Genomic DNA, 15,939 nt, shown 5'->3' with positions numbered 1-15,939 from the left:
TACCGGAAAACCCTTGGACGAGCACGGCTATCAAGTTTTCCGCCAGCCGACCGATAGCCTGCAGGTAAGCCGTCAGAATTTGTGGAGCCGCCCGTGCGCCAGCGTTACCTAGCCCTGTTCACTCTGTTTGCCAGCCTGCCGGCCGGTGCACTGACCTTCCAGACTCGGATGGAGAACATCGCCTGGACGGTCGAGGGTGACCAGTTCGAGTGCCGATTGGTCCAGCCGATCGAAGGCTTTGGCAGCGGCGAGTTCGTGCGGCGCGCCGGCGAGCAGCCGACCTTCCGGCTGCGTTCCAACAGCAACGTGTTGGGAGCGGGTTCGGCCACTTTGCTCGCTGCAGCGGCGCCCTGGCAGCCTGGGCGTGGCGATATCAACCTGGGCGCCGTGCGTATGGCGCGTACCGGCGTGCTGTTCACCTCGTCCCAGGGCCAGGCCAGTCGTCTGATCAATGGCCTGCTCGATGGGCGCAGCACGGTGGTGCGCAACTACACCGGCGAAGGCGGCCGGGCCATGGAAGTGCGAGTACTGCCGGTAAGCTTCGCCAAGGCCTACAGCGATTATCAGGCGTGTGCCGGTAAGTTGCTGCCAATGAACTACGACCAGATTCGCCAGACCCAAGTCGGTTTCCCGGCCGGGGTCGATCTGGACAGCAATGCTCGGGCGCGACTGGATGTGATCCTCGATTACCTCAAGGCAGACCCGTCGGTAAATCACATCGAGCTCAACGGCCACTCCGACAACAGCGGCAATCGCCTGACCAATCGGGAAAATTCGCGGCGCCGCGCCCTGGCGGTAGCTGACTACCTGAAGGCGCATGGCGTGCCCGAAGAACAGATCACCGTGCGATTCCATGGCGAGCGGTATCCGCTGGCCAAGAACAACAGCGCCGCCAATCGTGCGCGTAACCGTCGGGTGAACATTGAGCTGGATCGGGTTGCACCGATTGAGAAACCGGTCGAGAAGCCTGTTGAGCAGGCACCTGCTGCGCCGGCTCCGACTTCAGCGCCCGCTGCTGCGCCTGCCGCCAAACAACTCTGATCGACATCCCAAGGGTCGCGACCAGACCATTGCTCAGCTTCAGCGCTGAACCTGAGCGCGCCGCAACGCCTGTAGGAGCGGGCTCGCCCGCGAAAGGGTCGCAAAGCGGCCCCCGCGCCAGTCACCGCTAAAACCGCCACCTGTTCACTAGTCGCGCCGTCGACAGTTCCTGTCGCTTTGTCGTCAGAAGCTGTCGCCCCACTGTAAATTTGTCACTGACGCCGGTAGAATCAATCGCTTTCCGTACAACCCCGTGGAGTGATGGCATGGCGGACGTAAATAAGGTCGTACTGGCGTATTCCGGCGGCCTTGATACTTCGGTGATTCTCAAGTGGCTGCAGGATACCTACAACTGCGAAGTGGTGACCTTCACCGCTGACCTGGGGCAGGGCGAGGAGGTCGAACCGGCCCGCGCCAAGGCTCAGGCGATGGGCGTGAAAGAAATCTACATCGACGACCTGCGCGAAGAATTCGTGCGTGACTTCGTATTCCCGATGTTCCGCGCCAACACCGTCTACGAAGGCGAGTACCTGCTGGGTACTTCCATCGCTCGTCCGCTGATTGCCAAGCGCTTGATCGAAATCGCCAACGAAACCGGCGCCGACGCTATCTCCCACGGCGCTACCGGTAAAGGCAACGACCAGGTGCGCTTCGAGCTGGGTGCCTATGCGCTCAAGCCTGGTGTCAAGGTCATCGCCCCATGGCGTGAGTGGGACTTGCTGTCCCGCGAAAAACTGATGGACTACGCCGAGAAGCACGGCATCCCGATCGAGCGCCACGGCAAGAAAAAATCGCCGTACTCGATGGACGCCAACCTGCTGCACATCTCCTACGAAGGCGGTGTCCTGGAAGATACCTGGACCGAGCACGAAGAAGACATGTGGCGTTGGAGCGTCTCGCCAGAGAACGCACCAGACCAGGCAACCTACATCGAGCTGACCTACCGCAATGGCGACATCGTTGCCATCGACGGCGTCGAGAAGTCCCCGGCTACCGTGTTGGCTGACCTGAACCGCATCGGCGGCGCCAACGGCATCGGTCGCCTGGACATCGTCGAAAACCGTTATGTCGGCATGAAGTCGCGTGGCTGCTACGAGACCCCAGGCGGCACCATCATGCTGCGCGCTCACCGCGCCATCGAGTCGATCACCCTCGACCGTGAAGTCGCTCACCTCAAAGATGAGCTGATGCCAAAATACGCCAGCCTGATCTACACCGGTTACTGGTGGAGCCCAGAGCGGGTCATGCTGCAGCAGATGATCGATGCGTCCCAGGTCAACGTCAATGGCGTGGTTCGCCTGAAGCTGTACAAGGGCAACGTCACTGTTGTTGGTCGCAAGTCGGACGATTCACTGTTCGATGCCAACATTGCGACCTTCGAAGAAGACGGTGGCGCCTACAACCAGGCCGATGCTGCTGGCTTCATCAAGCTTAACGCCCTGCGCATGCGGATTGCCGCTAACAAGGGCCGCTCGCTGCTGTAATAGCGCGCTGTTTTGAAAAACCCGGCCTTGCGCCGGGTTTTTTTGTCTCTGTCAAAAGTCAGACAGTTCATCGTCATCGGCAACCGGGTGAACCATCAACCTGATGCGCATTCGTGTGTCCAAATTGCACAGAGTCCAACTACGGGACTGCGCGTGATGGTGGCTGAGCGTCCGCAAAATGTGAGTTTCGATGAATTTCTGCGCTTCAGGGCCAGACAAGGCAATAATTTGATTGTATTGGTCTGGTTCGTGTAATGGAGGCTGCGCAGTATTGTTCGCAGTGGGCTCAGAGTGTCTGTCGGCCGTGGATTGTGACGAGGGCTGATATAGAGAGTGGTGATTGAAATTCAGCGTCAGAAAAAACAGCACCGTCAAGAAGAAGGGGAAGCCGACTAAAAACCAGGTGTAGATTGTCTGACTGCTTTCAGAGAGAAACGGCAGCGAAGCCAAGGCCGAGGCTTCAACGATGCCGGCAAAGATGGCAATAAGCGTCAATGGACCCAGGCCCTTTTCAATGTTCATGACTGCAGCCTTACCTTGGATTTTTTTATATGTACCTGTAATGACGTTTAAAAACAAAAGGAAGTCATTCCCATGGGTAGGTGGGCGTGGCGGGTGTCAATTGATTTCTGTCTTCTGCTGCTTCGCTTGAGTGAGTAATACTAGGTGAGTGCATCGAGGTGTCTAGCCTAAGTCTCAACGATTAAATAATCACCCGCACCTTGTTTGTAGGACTATTCCTTATTTTATGTAGTCCGCATCTTTGCATGCGTTTATGGACCAATTCATAGGCCCGTTGAAGGTTCTCCTCGGTTATTGTTACGCCTGCAAAAAATAACGAATCAATGGATATCGCATGAATAAAGTGCTTATCGTGGATGATCATCCTGTTATCCGCCTGGCCGTGCGCATGCTGATGGAACGGCATGGCTATGAGGTGGTGGCGGAAACTGACAATGGTGTGGATGCCTTGCAACTGACGCGGGAGCATCTGCCCGACATCGTCGTGCTGGATATCGGCATCCCCAAACTGGATGGGCTCGAGGTGATTGCGCGGATGACCTTGGCCAGTCCTGGTAGTAAAGTGCTGGTGCTTACCTCGCAGGCACCTGGGCATTTTTCCATGCGTTGCATGCAGGCTGGCGCCGCCGGATATGTGTGCAAACAACAAGAGCTGACTGAACTGCTCAGTGCCATAAAGGCGGTGTTATCCGGTTACAGCTACTTTCCCAATCAGGCGTTGCACAAAACCCGTGGAAGTCTGAATAACGGCAGTGAGGTGGAAATGGTCGAGCGTCTATCGGCCAGGGAAATGATGGTGCTGCAGCAATTGGCGCGGGGTAAAAGCAACAAGGACATTGCCGATAGCATGTTTCTGAGTAACAAGACCGTCAGCACCTACAAAACACGTTTGCTACTCAAGCTCAACGCCCGCTCGTTGGTCGATCTGATCGAACTGGCACAGCGTCATGGCCTGGCCTGACCGAACAAACAAAGCCTAAGGCCAAGGATCCGCTGCGCGGCCCAATCGCAGGCTGCGCCGGCTCCCACAGGGTTGGCCGTATGCCCCGGTTCTTCTGCTCGACCACAGCCTTGTGGGAGCTGGCGCAGCCTGCGATTGGGCTGCAACGCAGCCCCACCTGCAGGCTTGCGTAAAGTAAAAATTCGATGCGCTACAAGTCGTAGTCGTAGTCGGACAGCTGGCGTTGCAGGCGGCGCTCCTCGAGCATGTTATCAATGGTGCGGCGTTTACTCAGGTTGGTCTTTGCGGTTTCCACTTGAGGCTCTGCTTCGTCATCAGCGGAAGCGGTGAAATCATCGTCGATCGACAGCTCGTCTTTATCGGTGCTCATGAGTTACTCCAAGCCAAAGGGCCATTGGGCGTCCTTATAACGAGAAACTCGATCGCGGTAAAAAAGATTTTTTCAATCGTACGACGGTGTTTTCACCTATCGGCTCAATCATCGGAGGTCTTGTGCTTGTACTCGCACAGGTCCTCGATCCGACAGCTACCACAGCGCGGCTTGCGCGCCTGGCAGACATAGCGGCCGTGCAGGATCAGCCAGTGATGGGCATCGAGCAGGTAATCTTTGGGAACGAATTTCATCAGTTTCTTTTCCACTTCCAGCACGGTCTTGCCCGGTGCGATACCCGTTCGATTGCTGACCCGAAAGATATGCGTGTCGACAGCCATCGCCGGTTGGCGGAAAGCGGTATTAAGCACCACATTGGCGGTCTTGCGGCCAACTCCGGGGAGTGCTTCGAGCGCTTCACGAGTTTGCGGCACCTCGCTGCCATGCAGCTCAATCAACAAACGACAGGTCTCGATAACGTTCTTGGCTTTGCTGTTGAACAGGCCGATGGTGCGGATGTACTCGCTCAAGCCTTCGACCCCCAGCGCATAGATCGCCTCAGGTGTATTGGCAACCGGATACAGGCGAGCAGTGGCCTTGTTGACCCCGACATCAGTGGCTTGGGCAGACAGGATCACTGCGATGAGCAGCTCGAAGGGCGTGGTGTAGGCCAGTTCAGTCTTCGGATCAGGATTGTCTTCGTGCAGCCTGCGAAAAATCTCCAGGCGTTTGGCAGCATTCATGGGGTCAACGAATTCCTTGACGACGTGAAGGGGCAGGCCCCGGACGCAGGCGATTGTACAAGGCAAGCAGTAGGCCGAGCAGTATCAATGCACCTGGAGCCAGATTGGCCAGGTACAGATCAGTGCTGCTTGTCAGCCACTGGCGCAGCGCACCGAGCAATAGGCCGGCTGTGACGAAGCCAGCTAGATGCAGGGCCAATGAGCGCCATCGTGCTTGCTGGGGTAACAGATGATCGGCTGCCAGGCATTGCACGCTGAGCAATAGCGGGTAGTGACCGAGCGCCAAGGCCAGCGGTAGTGCCCAGGCATGCAGGCTCATATGTAGGCAGCTGGTCAGTGCTGCGATCAGCAGTACGCTCGCCAGCAGGTAGGGGTAACCGCTGAGCTGCCGGCTCAAGGGCGTCAACAAGGCTTGATGAGAAACCATCAGCAAAACCGCACAGCCGCAGATTGCCGCCGCCTGGAGCAGTGTGCGGGTCGCGCCTAGCAGGGGCAGCAAACTGACGCTGAAAAACCACAACCTATTCATCAGGATTGCCCTCGATCAGGGAAGCGCGGCGTTCGTCGAAGTAGCGCAGGGCATCTTGCAAGGCATCAATCACCGCGCGAGAAGTAACCGTAGCCCCTGCCAGCTGATCGAAATCCCCCTGATCACGTTTGATCGCCCAGGCATCCGAGTGCGTGCGGCCGATAAATTGATCCAGCCAGCGCAATGCTGGGTCGACCAGGCGATCACCTAGGCCAGGGCTTTCCTGCTGGTGCAAAACCTCAATGCCGAGCAGGCGCCCATTTGCAGCAATGGCAATAGCCAGCTCTATCGGCCCGGCATAGCCTTGAGTGCGGCTGCGTAACACCACTGCTACCGGTTTTGCCGACAGGGTGGCGCGAAAGCCTGCAAGTAGCTGGCTGTGGGCAAGCTGCGTATCTTCCAGGTGCAGTGGGGCCTGCAAAGGATCGTTGTCGTAGCTATCAGCCGGCAATACCGCCAGCCACTGACGGCTCTGCAACTCGCGCTGTGCGTGCTCGATGGGTTCTTCTGTGAGCTGCCACCAGGCCACGGCCACCGCCAGTGACAAACCGCCGACCAGTGTCAGCATCAAGGCCTGGCGTGCCACGCTGTTCATGAAGCGGCCTGCTGCCGGCGCATCGCCAGACGTTCGAGGGACGGCACTGCAAGGTTCATTAGCAAAATGGCGAAGGCGCTGCCGTCAGGGTAGTTGCCCCAAGTCCTGATCAGATAGATCAACAACCCTGCACCTATGCCGAACAATAGCCGCGCCAGCGCAGGCTTGGGGCCGGACACGGGCTCGGTAGCGATAAAGAAGGCGGCCAGCATGGTCGAGCCGCTGAACAGGTGCAGCAGCGGTGAGCCATTGGAGTCGGAGCCCGAACCGTTCCAGCCTAGCAGGCTGAACACCAACAGCCCACCCAGTAGGCCCACTGGCGCGTGCCAGCTGAAGACCTTGCGCTGCAGCAAAAACAACCCACCGAGCAGAAACGCCAGGTTGACCCATTCGCCAGGGCGGGCGCCAATGCTGCCAAACCCAGGATGCCTGGCAAACAGCTCTTCGACGGTCAAGCTGCGGTTGTGGCGCAGGCCATCGAGTGCGGTGGGCTGGGCCCAGGCATCGATGCTGGCGTTGCCAAACACCAGTTGCAGGCTTTCTGGTAATCCCGGTATTGGACCTGGCCAGTGGTTCATCTGCAGCGGGAAGCTCAAGAGCACGAAGGCGTAACCGACCATTGCCGGGTTGAACAGGTTGCGTCCAACTCCGCCAAAGGCTTGCTTGCCAATGCCGATGGCGACACTTGCGCCAAGCACTGGAAGCCACCACGGCGCATAGGGCGGTAAGGCTGCTGCCAGTAGCACTGCCGTGACCAAGGCGCTGCCATCGACTAGCGAAGGCAACAGCTGTTGCCCGCGCAGCTTGAGTAGCAAGGCTTCGCTGGCGCTGGCAGCGCAGGCGCACAAGATCAGATTGAACAGTACGCCCCAACCCTGTAGCCAGAGCAGTGCCAGCAGGCCCGGTACGCAGGCCAGCAGCACCAGCCCCATGGCCGTGCGCAGTCGTGGGTCAGGCGCCTGGGTCATGTTGTGAACAATCCATTGAGGCCAGAAAACGCCATGGCCATGACCCCGGCGGCCAACAGCTCGATGGGCAGGCCGCGCAAGGTGACGGGCACGTCTTCATGCTGGCAGCGCTGGCGCAGGTCGTCGAACAAAGCCAGCGCCAGCCAAAATCCTAGCCCACCGGTCAGCCCCCAGCCTAGGGTCGTCACCCAGTCACTGCGCTCGGCGCTAAGCTGCAAGGCCAAGCCAAGGGGCGTTACATTCACCAGCAATGCCGGGCGCATCTCTGCGATGGGCCATGCGGGCCTTAGGCGGGCAAGCAGGGTTGGCCAGCCCCAGGCAATACTTGCCAGCAGCGGCAGCAGCGCCAACAGTTCCAGGTTCTGTATCTGCAATGGTGTGAAGATGAGGCTTTCGAGCAGCTTCGCGCCGAGCAGCCCAAGTAGTATCAGCACTGCGCTGGAGAGGCCGAACGCATGCACTTGCAGGCGCGAGGCAGCGCCCTTGTGCAGGAACAGGTGATTGATCAGCGCAGCGCTGACCAGAACCAGGACGTAGTCGCTCATGAGAATGCCGAAAAACCGTGGGCTGCACTGAGTATATCCGGCACTAGGGTGGGGAATGAAAAAGCCCCGGCGCAAAGACCGGGGCTGGAGACTTACTTGATGCGTTGACCCGGCTTGGCGCCGCTGTCTGGGCTGAGCAGGTAGATTTCTTCACCGCCAGGGCCGGCAGCCATGACCATCCCTTCGGACATGCCAAAGCGCATTTTACGCGGCTTGAGGTTGGCGACCATCATGGTCAGGCGGCCTTCCAGCTTGGACGGGTCAGGGTAGGCCGACTTGATGCCGGAGAACACGTTACGACGCTCGTCACCGATGTCCAGGGTCAGTTGCAGCAGCTTGTCAGCGCCTGGTACAGCCTCGGCCTTGACGATCAACGCTACGCGCAGGTCGACGGCGGCGAAGGTATCGAACTCGATTTCTGCCGACAGTGGCTCTTTGCTCAGCTCGCCGTTACCGGCAGGTGCGCTGGAAGTCTGCGAGGCGAGCAGGTCTTCCTTGCTGGCGGCGACCATGGCTTCGACCTTGGCTGGCTCGATCCGGCTCATCAGCGGTTTGAAGGCGTTCAACTGATGGTTTTCCAGGCGCGACAGGTGATCGTTCCAGGTCAGCGGTGCGACATTCAGGAACGCCTCGGCGTCGGCTGCCAATACCGGCAGTACTGGTTTGAGGAAGATCACCAGCTGACGGAACAGGTTGACGCCCTGGGCGCAGATCGCCTGCACTTCGTCCTGTTTACCTTCTTGCTTGGCCAGCGACCATGGTGCTTTGTCGGCGATCCAGGCGTTGGCACGGTCGGCCAGGCCCATGATCTCGCGCATGGCGCGGGCAAAATCGCGCGCTTCATAGGCTTCGGCGATCGACGGCGCCGCGGCGAGGAACGCCTCGCTCAGCTCCGGCGCGGCGTCGCCCGCTACCAGTACACCTTCGTTGCCCTTGTGGATGAAGCCTGCGCAGCGGCTGGCGATGTTCACCACTTTGCCGACCAGGTCAGAGTTGACCTTCTGCACGAAGTCTTCCAGGTTCAGGTCCAGGTCATCGACGCCACGGCCCAGCTTGGATGCGTAGTAGTAGCGCAGGTATTCCGGGGCCAGGTGATCGAGGTAGGTGCGCGCCTTGATGAAGGTGCCGCGCGACTTGGACATCTTCGCGCCGTTGACGGTCAGGTATCCGTGCACGTTGATCGCGGTAGGCTTGCGGAAGCCTGCGCCTTCAAGCATGGCTGGCCAGAACAGGGCGTGGAAGTTGACGATGTCCTTGCCGATGAAGTGGTACAGCTCGGCGCTGGAGTCTTCTTTCCAGAACGCATCGAAGTCCAGTTCCGGACGGCGTGCGCAGAGGTTCTTGAAGCTGGCCATGTAGCCGATCGGTGCGTCCAGCCAGACATAGAAGTACTTGCCAGGCTCGCCGGGGATCTCGAAGCCGAAGTACGGCGCATCGCGGGAGATGTCCCACTCTTGCAGGCCCGAGTCCAACCATTCGGCGAGTTTGTTGGCGACCGCATCCTGCAAGGTGCCGCTGCGGGTCCATTGCTGCAGCATGGCCTGGAAGTCTGGCAGCTTGAAGAAGAAGTGCTGGGAGTCTTTAAGGACCGGAGTGGCACCAGAGATGGCCGACTTGGGGTTCTTCAGCTCGGTTGGCGCGTAGGTGGCGCCGCACTTTTCGCAGTTGTCGCCGTACTGGTCTTCGGCCGCGCATTTAGGGCAGGTGCCCTTGATGAAGCGGTCGGCCAGGAACATGCCCTTCTCAGGGTCGAAATACTGGGTGACCGAGCGATTGGCGATGTGGCCGGCTTCGCGCAGACGGGTGTAGATCAGGCTCGACAGCTCGCGGTTTTCTTCGCTGTGGGTCGAGTGGAAGTTGTCGAAGTCGACCAAGAACTCAGCGAAGTCGCCGCTGTGCTCGGCCTGGACGTTGGCAATCAACTGCTCAGGGGTGATGCCTTCTTTTTCGGCACGCAGCATGATCGCCGAGCCATGGGCATCGTCAGCGCAGACATAGATGCACTGGTTGCCACGTAGCTTCTGGAAGCGAACCCACATATCCGTCTGGATGTACTCCAGCATATGGCCAAGGTGGATAGAACCATTGGCATAGGGCAGGGCGCTGGTGACGAGAATCTGACGTGGCTCGGACATGGTGGCTCGGCTACTTATCTGGCTACGGAAAAAAATGGATGATCGGCCACTATAAAGGGCTGGCGAATATATTTCACCCCAAGCACGCATCTCTAGACGATTGACGGGTTAGCATAAGCGTCTGTTCCACATTCAGTTTGCCAATGGGAGTCTCCATGAGTGCCGTCACACGTGCCGCCGTCGAAGGCGTGCTCCGCCAGTACACCGACCCATACCTGAACCAAGACCCGGTCAGTGCCGGTTGCGTGCGCGCCATCGATATCCAGGGCGGGCAGGTCAAGGTCCAGCTGCAGCTGGGCTATGCCGCAGGCCTGTTCAAGAACGGCTGGGCCCAGGTATTGGAAACGGCCATTGGCAATCTTGACGGGGTGGAGGCTGCGCACGTGGCCATCGACTGCGTGATCGCTGCGCACAAGGCCCAGGCCCAAGTCCCAGGCATGGCCAACGTCAAGAACATCATTGCCGTGGCATCGGGCAAGGGAGGGGTGGGTAAATCGACCACCGCCGCCAACCTCGCCTTGGCCCTGGCCCGCGAAGGTGCTCGGGTAGGTATCCTGGACGCCGACATCTATGGCCCGAGCCAAGGGGTGATGTTCGGCATCGCCGAAGGCACCCGGCCGCAGATCCGTGACCAGAAGTGGTTCGTGCCGCTCAAGGCCCACGGTGTTGAAGTGATGTCCATGGCGTTTCTGACCGACGACAACACGCCGATGGTCTGGCGCGGTCCGATGGTGTCCGGGGCGCTGCTGCAACTGGTGACCCAGACCGCCTGGGATGATCTCGATTACCTGGTGATCGACATGCCACCCGGCACCGGGGACATCCAGCTGACCCTGGCGCAGAAAGTGCCGGTGGCAGGTTCGGTGATCGTCACCACCCCGCAAGACCTGGCGCTGCTCGATGCCAGGAAGGGCGTGGAAATGTTCCGCAAGGTCAACATTCCGGTGCTGGGCGTGGTCGAGAACATGGCCGTGCATATCTGCTCGAACTGCGGGCATGCCGAGCATCTGTTCGGTGAAGGCGGTGGCGCCAAGCTGGCCGCCCAATACGGGGTCGAAGTGCTGGCCTCGCTGCCGCTGTCGATGCTGATCCGTGAGCAGGCCGATAGCGGCAAGCCAACTGCGATCGCTGAACCGGAAAGCCAGATCGCCATGGTCTATCAAGAGCTGGCGCGGCACGTCGGTGCGCGGATCGTGCAGCAGGAAGCCGCAGCACCGGCAATGCCCAACATCACCATCAGCGAAGACTGACCGTGGGAGCGGGCTTGCCCCGCGATAGCGTCGCACGTGCTGACGCTGTCGTAGGCCAGCCCGCTCCTACTTGCCCAGCAGCTGGATGTTTTTGCAGGCACAAAAAAACCCGCCAAAAGGCGGGTTTTTCTTGAAGCTAAACTGGATTAGGCCAGTTGAACTTCTTCAGCCTGCATGCCTTTCTGGCCGCGGGTAGCGACGAAAGTAACAGCTTGGCCTTCTTTCAGGGTCTTGAAGCCGTCAGCTTGGATGGCTTTGAAGTGCACGAACAGGTCGTCACCCGACTGAGGGGTGATGAAGCCGTAGCCTTTCTCATCGTTGAACCACTTGACGGTACCGGATTGACGGTTGGACATGTGTCTGTCTCCTTGGACAAAGTAAATTTCGGCACAGGAAACGCCCTGGCCGGACTGAGTGCAAAGAGTAGGAAAATTCAGCGATGGGCCGATGGAAATCGTGCATCAAACTAGAGATTCTCGGTGTCACGTGCAGCACAGTGGCGTCACCTTAACCCACTTTCCGCGACCTGCCAATGGTCAAAAGCCGGTTTGATGAAATTCGGATCGACGGCGGCCGCAAGCCCCGTCCGGCGCGGGATACGGCATGGAACTTTAACCCAGACGCCGGGACCGGTAAGATGCGCATCTTGTTTTTTACCTCGCACTCTCAGGACACCCCCCGCCATGAGCATCAAATCGGATAAGTGGATTCGCCGCATGGCGCAGGAACACGGCATGATCGAACCGTTCGTCGAGCGCCAGATGCGCGGCGAGGCAGACAGCCGGGTGATCTCCTTCGGCGTCTCCAGCTATGGCTACGACGTACGCTGCGCTGACGAATTCAAAGTCTTCACCAACATCAATTCGGCCACCGTCGATCCGAAGAACTTCGATGCCGGCAGCTTTGTCGACGTCAAGAGCGACGTCTGCATCATCCCGCCGAACTCCTTTGCCTTGGCCCGCACCGTCGAATACTTCCGCATTCCACGCAATGTGCTGACCATCTGCCTGGGCAAGAGCACCTATGCCCGCTGCGGCATCATCGTCAACGTCACCCCGCTCGAGCCCGAGTGGGAAGGCCATGTAACCCTCGAGTTCTCCAACACCACCACGCTGCCGGCGAAGATCTACGCCAATGAAGGCGTGGCGCAGATGCTGTTCCTGGAGTCCGACGAAGAGTGTGAAGTGTCCTACAAGGACCGCGGTGGCAAGTACCAGGGCCAGCGTGGCGTCACCCTGCCGCGCACCTGAGCCGACGAGCGCGGGGAATTCCTGCCCTGCCTGGCACTCCAACGAGTGAACAGTTCCAGCGCGCATGACGTGCGCTGGCTCTCGTCAGGAGCTGTCTATGAAACTCAATCCCGCAATCAGTGCGAAGCTGGCCGTCCTGCAGCCCAATCAGATCGGGTTGCTTGCATGGTCACTGCTGGCCCATCCGCCGCTGCAAGCCGGTGGCGTGCCGCACCAGCCTGATCCAGACACCCCGCAGCCGCCCGAACCTGGTGAGCATCCACCGATGGAACCGGGCGAGCCAACCCTGCCCGATGAGCCGCCTCCAGCCCCTGTAGCCTGATCAGCGCTGCAGCGCCCAGACCTGCTCAGCCCCCGCGAGAAACACGCGGGTGGCGGCATGCGGCTCGACTGTCCAGCCGCCGGTGAATTCACCAAAGGCGGGCAATAAGCTGACCTGTTCGTCAATCAGAAAACACGGCAGGCGCAAGCGCTGACGGGCTTTGCCGCGCAGAATGAAGACCGGATGTATGTGCCCCGCCAACACGGGGTGGGTCGGGTTCGCGGTCGGTTCGTGCTGCAAGGCGAAGGGCGGCAGAAGCCAGGGTTCATCCTTGATCGCGATGCCCAGCTCTGCTGGTGGATCCCCAGCGTGGCGGTCGTGATTGCCGCGTACCAACACCATGCGCAGGTGGCGATGACGCTGGCGCCAAGCCGTGAGCTTGGCGACGATGGTCGGTGCGCGCGCCGGGCGCGCATGGAGAAAGTCGCCCAGCACGATCAACTGCTCGCAATCGTAGGTATTGAGCAATACATCCAGTCGGGCAAGCGTGGCGTCGGTGGTGCCGCGAGGCACCGGTTGATGCAGCGCGCGAAAGCTTGCGGCTTTGCCGATGTGCACGTCGGCCACCAGCAAGGCGCGTCGGGCAGGCCAATACAGGGCCTTGTCCGGTAGCAGCCAGAGGGTTTCGCCACAGTGTTCGATTACCAGGTGCTGGCCCATGACACTCCTTCAGGATCGTTGACGATGTCCAACGCTTGGTAGCTCATCGATTTGGCGCCTCCTCAGCCTCTATCTGCCATTTTTTCCAAATCAGCGACCATCCGCGCAATGCGATCGGCCAGTTTCTCGGTGCTCAACGTCTCGCGCATGCCTTCGACCAATAGTGCAAACGCCAGCGGCCCGGGCCGGCGCAGCGCGCGTAAATCCAAGCGCAACCTGCTCATCTTCAGCAGTTGCCGGTGCAGCCGTTCGATCTCCAACTCCTCGCGCAACACTTCATCGCGCGCCTGACCCAGCAGTAGATTGCCCGCGTCATGCTTGCGAAACACTTCATAGAACAGGCCACTGGATGCCTGAATCTGCCGAGTACTTTTTTGCGCGGCCGGATAGCCGCCAAACACCAAGCCGGCGATCTGGGCGATTTCGCGAAAGCGCCGCAAGGCCATCTCGCCGGCGTTCAGACTGGCCAACACATCCTCCAGCAGGTTATCGGTGGACAGCGCCGGTGGCAGGTAGCTGGCCCAATCGACAGCGCTCGGGCTAAGCAGCTCGAAGCCATAGTCGCTAACGGCGATCGACACTGACAGTGGCTGCGCCCGGCTGACCCGCCAGGCCAGCAGATTGGCCAGGCCCAGGTTGGCCATGCGTCCGGCGAAGGGGTAGAGGAACAGGTGCGATCCCTGGCGCGAGGTAAGCGTCTCGGCCAACAGTGTCTGCTCGGTGGGCAGCGCTGACCACGTGTGTTGCAAGGCTAGCAAGGGACGTACGGCGCGCATCTCCGGGCCGTTGAAGTGGCCGTGGGCGGCGGCGTCCAGCTGGGCGACCAGGGCATCGGCCAGTTCGCTGGAAAGCGGCATGCGCCCGCCATTCCAGCGCGCTACCGCGGCCTTGCGCGAGGTGCTGCGACGCACGTAGGCGGTCATGTTCTCGACGCGCACCAGCTCCAGCACGCGGCCGGCGAACACCAGGGTGTCGCCGGGGCGCAGGCGGGCGATGAAGGCCTCTTCGACACTGCCCAGGCTTTTGCCACCGCCCCCCTTGCTCCAGTACTTGAGGTTGATACTGGCCTCGCTGACGATGGTGCCGATGCCCATACGGTGGCGGCGGGCCAAGCGCTCGCTGGCCACTCGCCAGACACCATCGGGGTGGGCGACTACGCGCTGGTAGTCAGGGTACGCGCTGAGTGAGTCGCCACCGTGGCGGACAAAGTCCAGCGCCCATTGCCACTGGTTATCGCGCAAATCGCGAAACGCCCAGGTGCTGCGCACTTCCTGGAGCAATTGCTCCGGTCGAAAGCCACTGCCCAAAGCCATGCTGACTACATGCTGGACCAGCACATCCATGCTTAAGCGCGGCGACTGGCGAGCCTCGATCTGGCCGGCTGCCAGGGCGTGGCGGGCAGCTGCGGCTTCCACCAGTTCCAGGCTGTGGGTAGGTACCAGGGTGATCCGCGAGGCGCGCCCCGGCGCATGCCCGGAACGCCCTGCGCGCTGCAGTAGCCGGGCGATGCCCTTGGCCGAGCCAATCTGCAGCACACGCTCCACCGGTAGGAAGTCAACGCCCAGATCGAGGCTGGAGGTGCAGATGACCGCCTTGAGCGTGCCTTGCTTGAGGCTGCGCTCGACCCAGTCGCGGGTCTGCCGTGCCAGCGAGGCGTGGTGTAGGGCAATCAATCCAGCCCAGTCGGGGCGCTGCTCGAGCAGGGCCTGATACCAGAGTTCGGCTTGCGCGCGGGTATTGGTGAACACCAGGCAACTGGCGCTGGCGTCGATTTGCGCGCTGACCTGGGCGAGCATTTTCAGGCCCATATGGCCCGCCCAGGGGAAGCGTTCGATGGCCTCCGGCAGCAGGGTGTCGACCTCAAAACGCTTGTCTTGCCTGCCCTTTATCAGTACGCCGGCGCCAGGCAGCAAGACTTCGCGGGCGTGCTCCAGGTTGCCGAGGGTGGCCGACAGCCCCCAGACCACCAGCTCAGGCCGCCAGCGGCGCAAGCGCGCCAAGGCCAGTTGCAACTGCACGCCACGCTTGTTGCCGAGCAGTTCGTGCCATTCGTCCACGACTACCATGCGCAGCGTAGAAAAGTCCTCAACTGCATGTTCGCGGGTCAGCAGCAGGGTAAGGCTTTCGGGTGTGGTGATCAGCGTGCTGGGCAAGCGTCGAGCTTGGCGCGCTCGCTCCGAAGCGCTGGTATCGCCACTGCGCACGCCCACGCTCCAGTTCAGCTCCAGCTCGTCCAATGGCGTCTGCAAGGCGCGCGCGGTGTCGGCTGCCAGGGCGCGCATAGGGGTGACCCACAGCACCTGTAGCGGCGCTGGGTGGCGTGCAGTGCCTGCTTGGGCAAAAGCGCGCAGTGCCGCCAGCCACACGGCATAGGTCTTGCCAGCGCCTGTGCTGGCATGCACCAGGCCTGACTCACCTCGCTCGACCGCCGCCCATACCTGGCGCTGGAAAGCGAACGGTTTCCAGCCGCGGGCGGTAAACCAGGCGTTGGCAAGGTCGGTCGAGGCGCTCATGCGGCGGATCCATCGAAGGCTGTGCTTCTACAGACCGTTGAGCGCGGCGAT

General features: G+C 60.4%; 17 protein-coding genes. 6 read left to right on the top strand and 11 right to left on the bottom strand.

Features of this window, described 5'->3' with window-relative positions; genetic code table 11:
• The first annotated feature begins 93 nt into the window (after window positions 1-93).
• Window positions 94-1,041, top strand: a complete 948-nt coding sequence (locus tag HU737_RS16645) for a flagellar protein MotY (RefSeq protein WP_186556210.1) — start codon at window positions 94-96, stop codon at window positions 1,039-1,041.
• Between the two features lie 266 nt (window positions 1,042-1,307).
• A complete protein-coding gene (locus HU737_RS16640; RefSeq protein WP_027594196.1) occupies window positions 1,308-2,525 on the top strand; it encodes an argininosuccinate synthase in 1,218 nt (405 codons plus the stop codon).
• A 51-nt stretch (window positions 2,526-2,576) separates the two neighbouring features.
• On the opposite strand, the gene HU737_RS16635 is transcribed toward HU737_RS16640, so the two are convergent.
• Window positions 2,577-3,047 (bottom strand): hypothetical protein, encoded by a 471-nt coding sequence (locus tag HU737_RS16635; protein ID WP_186556211.1) that lies wholly within the window; start codon window positions 3,045-3,047, stop codon window positions 2,577-2,579.
• 334 nt (window positions 3,048-3,381) lie between these two features.
• Between HU737_RS16635 and HU737_RS16630 the strand changes: the two genes are divergently transcribed.
• Window positions 3,382-4,008 (top strand): response regulator transcription factor, encoded by a 627-nt coding sequence (locus HU737_RS16630; protein WP_186556212.1) that lies wholly within the window; start codon window positions 3,382-3,384, stop codon window positions 4,006-4,008.
• Window positions 4,009-4,198: 190 nt separating this feature from the next.
• Here HU737_RS16630 and HU737_RS16625 read toward each other — a convergent pair whose 3' ends face one another.
• The 7 genes from HU737_RS16625 to metG all read right to left on the bottom strand — a co-directional run bounded on the left by HU737_RS16625 (window position 4,199) and on the right by metG (window position 9,893).
• Window positions 4,199-4,378, bottom strand: coding sequence for a PA3496 family putative envelope integrity protein (locus tag HU737_RS16625; RefSeq protein WP_186556213.1), 180 nt, complete (start codon window positions 4,376-4,378; stop codon window positions 4,199-4,201).
• A gap of 104 nt (window positions 4,379-4,482) precedes the next feature.
• Window positions 4,483-5,121: an endonuclease III gene (gene nth / locus HU737_RS16620; protein ID WP_186556214.1), complete on the bottom strand. Its 639-nt coding sequence runs from the start codon at window positions 5,119-5,121 to the stop codon at window positions 4,483-4,485.
• A 4-nt stretch (window positions 5,122-5,125) separates the two neighbouring features.
• Window positions 5,126-5,650 carry an Rnf-Nqr domain containing protein gene (locus HU737_RS16615; protein WP_186556215.1) on the bottom strand — a complete coding sequence of 175 codons (525 nt, stop codon included), beginning with the start codon at window positions 5,648-5,650 and terminating at the stop codon, window positions 5,126-5,128.
• A complete protein-coding gene (locus HU737_RS16610; protein ID WP_186556216.1) occupies window positions 5,643-6,245 on the bottom strand; it encodes an RnfABCDGE type electron transport complex subunit G in 603 nt (200 codons plus the stop codon). Before HU737_RS16610 ends, HU737_RS16615 begins: the two co-directional genes overlap by 8 nt.
• Entirely contained in the window at window positions 6,242-7,213 is a 972-nt protein-coding gene (locus tag HU737_RS16605; protein ID WP_186556217.1) for an RnfABCDGE type electron transport complex subunit D, read from the bottom strand. The genes HU737_RS16610 and HU737_RS16605 overlap by 4 nt, the downstream gene beginning before the upstream one ends.
• Window positions 7,210-7,758 carry an Rnf-Nqr domain containing protein gene (locus tag HU737_RS16600; protein WP_186556218.1) on the bottom strand — a complete coding sequence of 183 codons (549 nt, stop codon included), beginning with the start codon at window positions 7,756-7,758 and terminating at the stop codon, window positions 7,210-7,212. Before HU737_RS16600 ends, HU737_RS16605 begins: the two co-directional genes overlap by 4 nt.
• A 92-nt stretch (window positions 7,759-7,850) precedes the next feature.
• Window positions 7,851-9,893 carry a methionine--tRNA ligase gene (gene metG / locus HU737_RS16595; RefSeq protein WP_186556219.1) on the bottom strand — a complete coding sequence of 681 codons (2,043 nt, stop codon included), beginning with the start codon at window positions 9,891-9,893 and terminating at the stop codon, window positions 7,851-7,853.
• Between the two features lie 155 nt (window positions 9,894-10,048).
• Between metG and apbC the strand changes: the two genes are divergently transcribed.
• Window positions 10,049-11,143 (top strand): iron-sulfur cluster carrier protein ApbC, encoded by a 1,095-nt coding sequence (gene apbC, locus HU737_RS16590; RefSeq protein WP_186556220.1) that lies wholly within the window; start codon window positions 10,049-10,051, stop codon window positions 11,141-11,143.
• Window positions 11,144-11,289: 146 nt separating this feature from the next.
• Here apbC and HU737_RS16585 read toward each other — a convergent pair whose 3' ends face one another.
• Entirely contained in the window at window positions 11,290-11,499 is a 210-nt protein-coding gene (locus HU737_RS16585; protein ID WP_043197576.1) for a cold-shock protein, read from the bottom strand.
• Between the two features lie 327 nt (window positions 11,500-11,826).
• Here HU737_RS16585 and dcd point away from each other — a divergent pair, with 327 nt between their 5' ends.
• Window positions 11,827-12,393, top strand: a complete 567-nt coding sequence (dcd, locus tag HU737_RS16580; protein ID WP_186556221.1) for a dCTP deaminase — start codon at window positions 11,827-11,829, stop codon at window positions 12,391-12,393.
• Window positions 12,394-12,490: 97 nt separating this feature from the next.
• Window positions 12,491-12,715, top strand: a complete 225-nt coding sequence (locus HU737_RS16575) for a hypothetical protein (protein ID WP_186556222.1) — start codon at window positions 12,491-12,493, stop codon at window positions 12,713-12,715.
• Here HU737_RS16575 and pdeM read toward each other — a convergent pair whose 3' ends face one another.
• Together pdeM and HU737_RS16565 are read right to left on the bottom strand one after the other, a co-directional pair.
• Window positions 12,716-13,375: a ligase-associated DNA damage response endonuclease PdeM gene (pdeM, locus tag HU737_RS16570; RefSeq protein WP_186556223.1), complete on the bottom strand. Its 660-nt coding sequence runs from the start codon at window positions 13,373-13,375 to the stop codon at window positions 12,716-12,718.
• A gap of 62 nt (window positions 13,376-13,437) precedes the next feature.
• Window positions 13,438-15,888, bottom strand: coding sequence for a ligase-associated DNA damage response DEXH box helicase (locus HU737_RS16565; RefSeq protein ID WP_186556224.1), 2,451 nt, complete (start codon window positions 15,886-15,888; stop codon window positions 13,438-13,440).
• Between the last annotated feature and the right edge of the window lie 51 nt (window positions 15,889-15,939).

The organism is Pseudomonas urmiensis (genome assembly GCF_014268815.2).
Lineage (GTDB): Bacteria > Pseudomonadota > Gammaproteobacteria > Pseudomonadales > Pseudomonadaceae > Aquipseudomonas > Aquipseudomonas urmiensis.
This window is presented reverse-complemented; position numbering and strand designations above follow the sequence as displayed.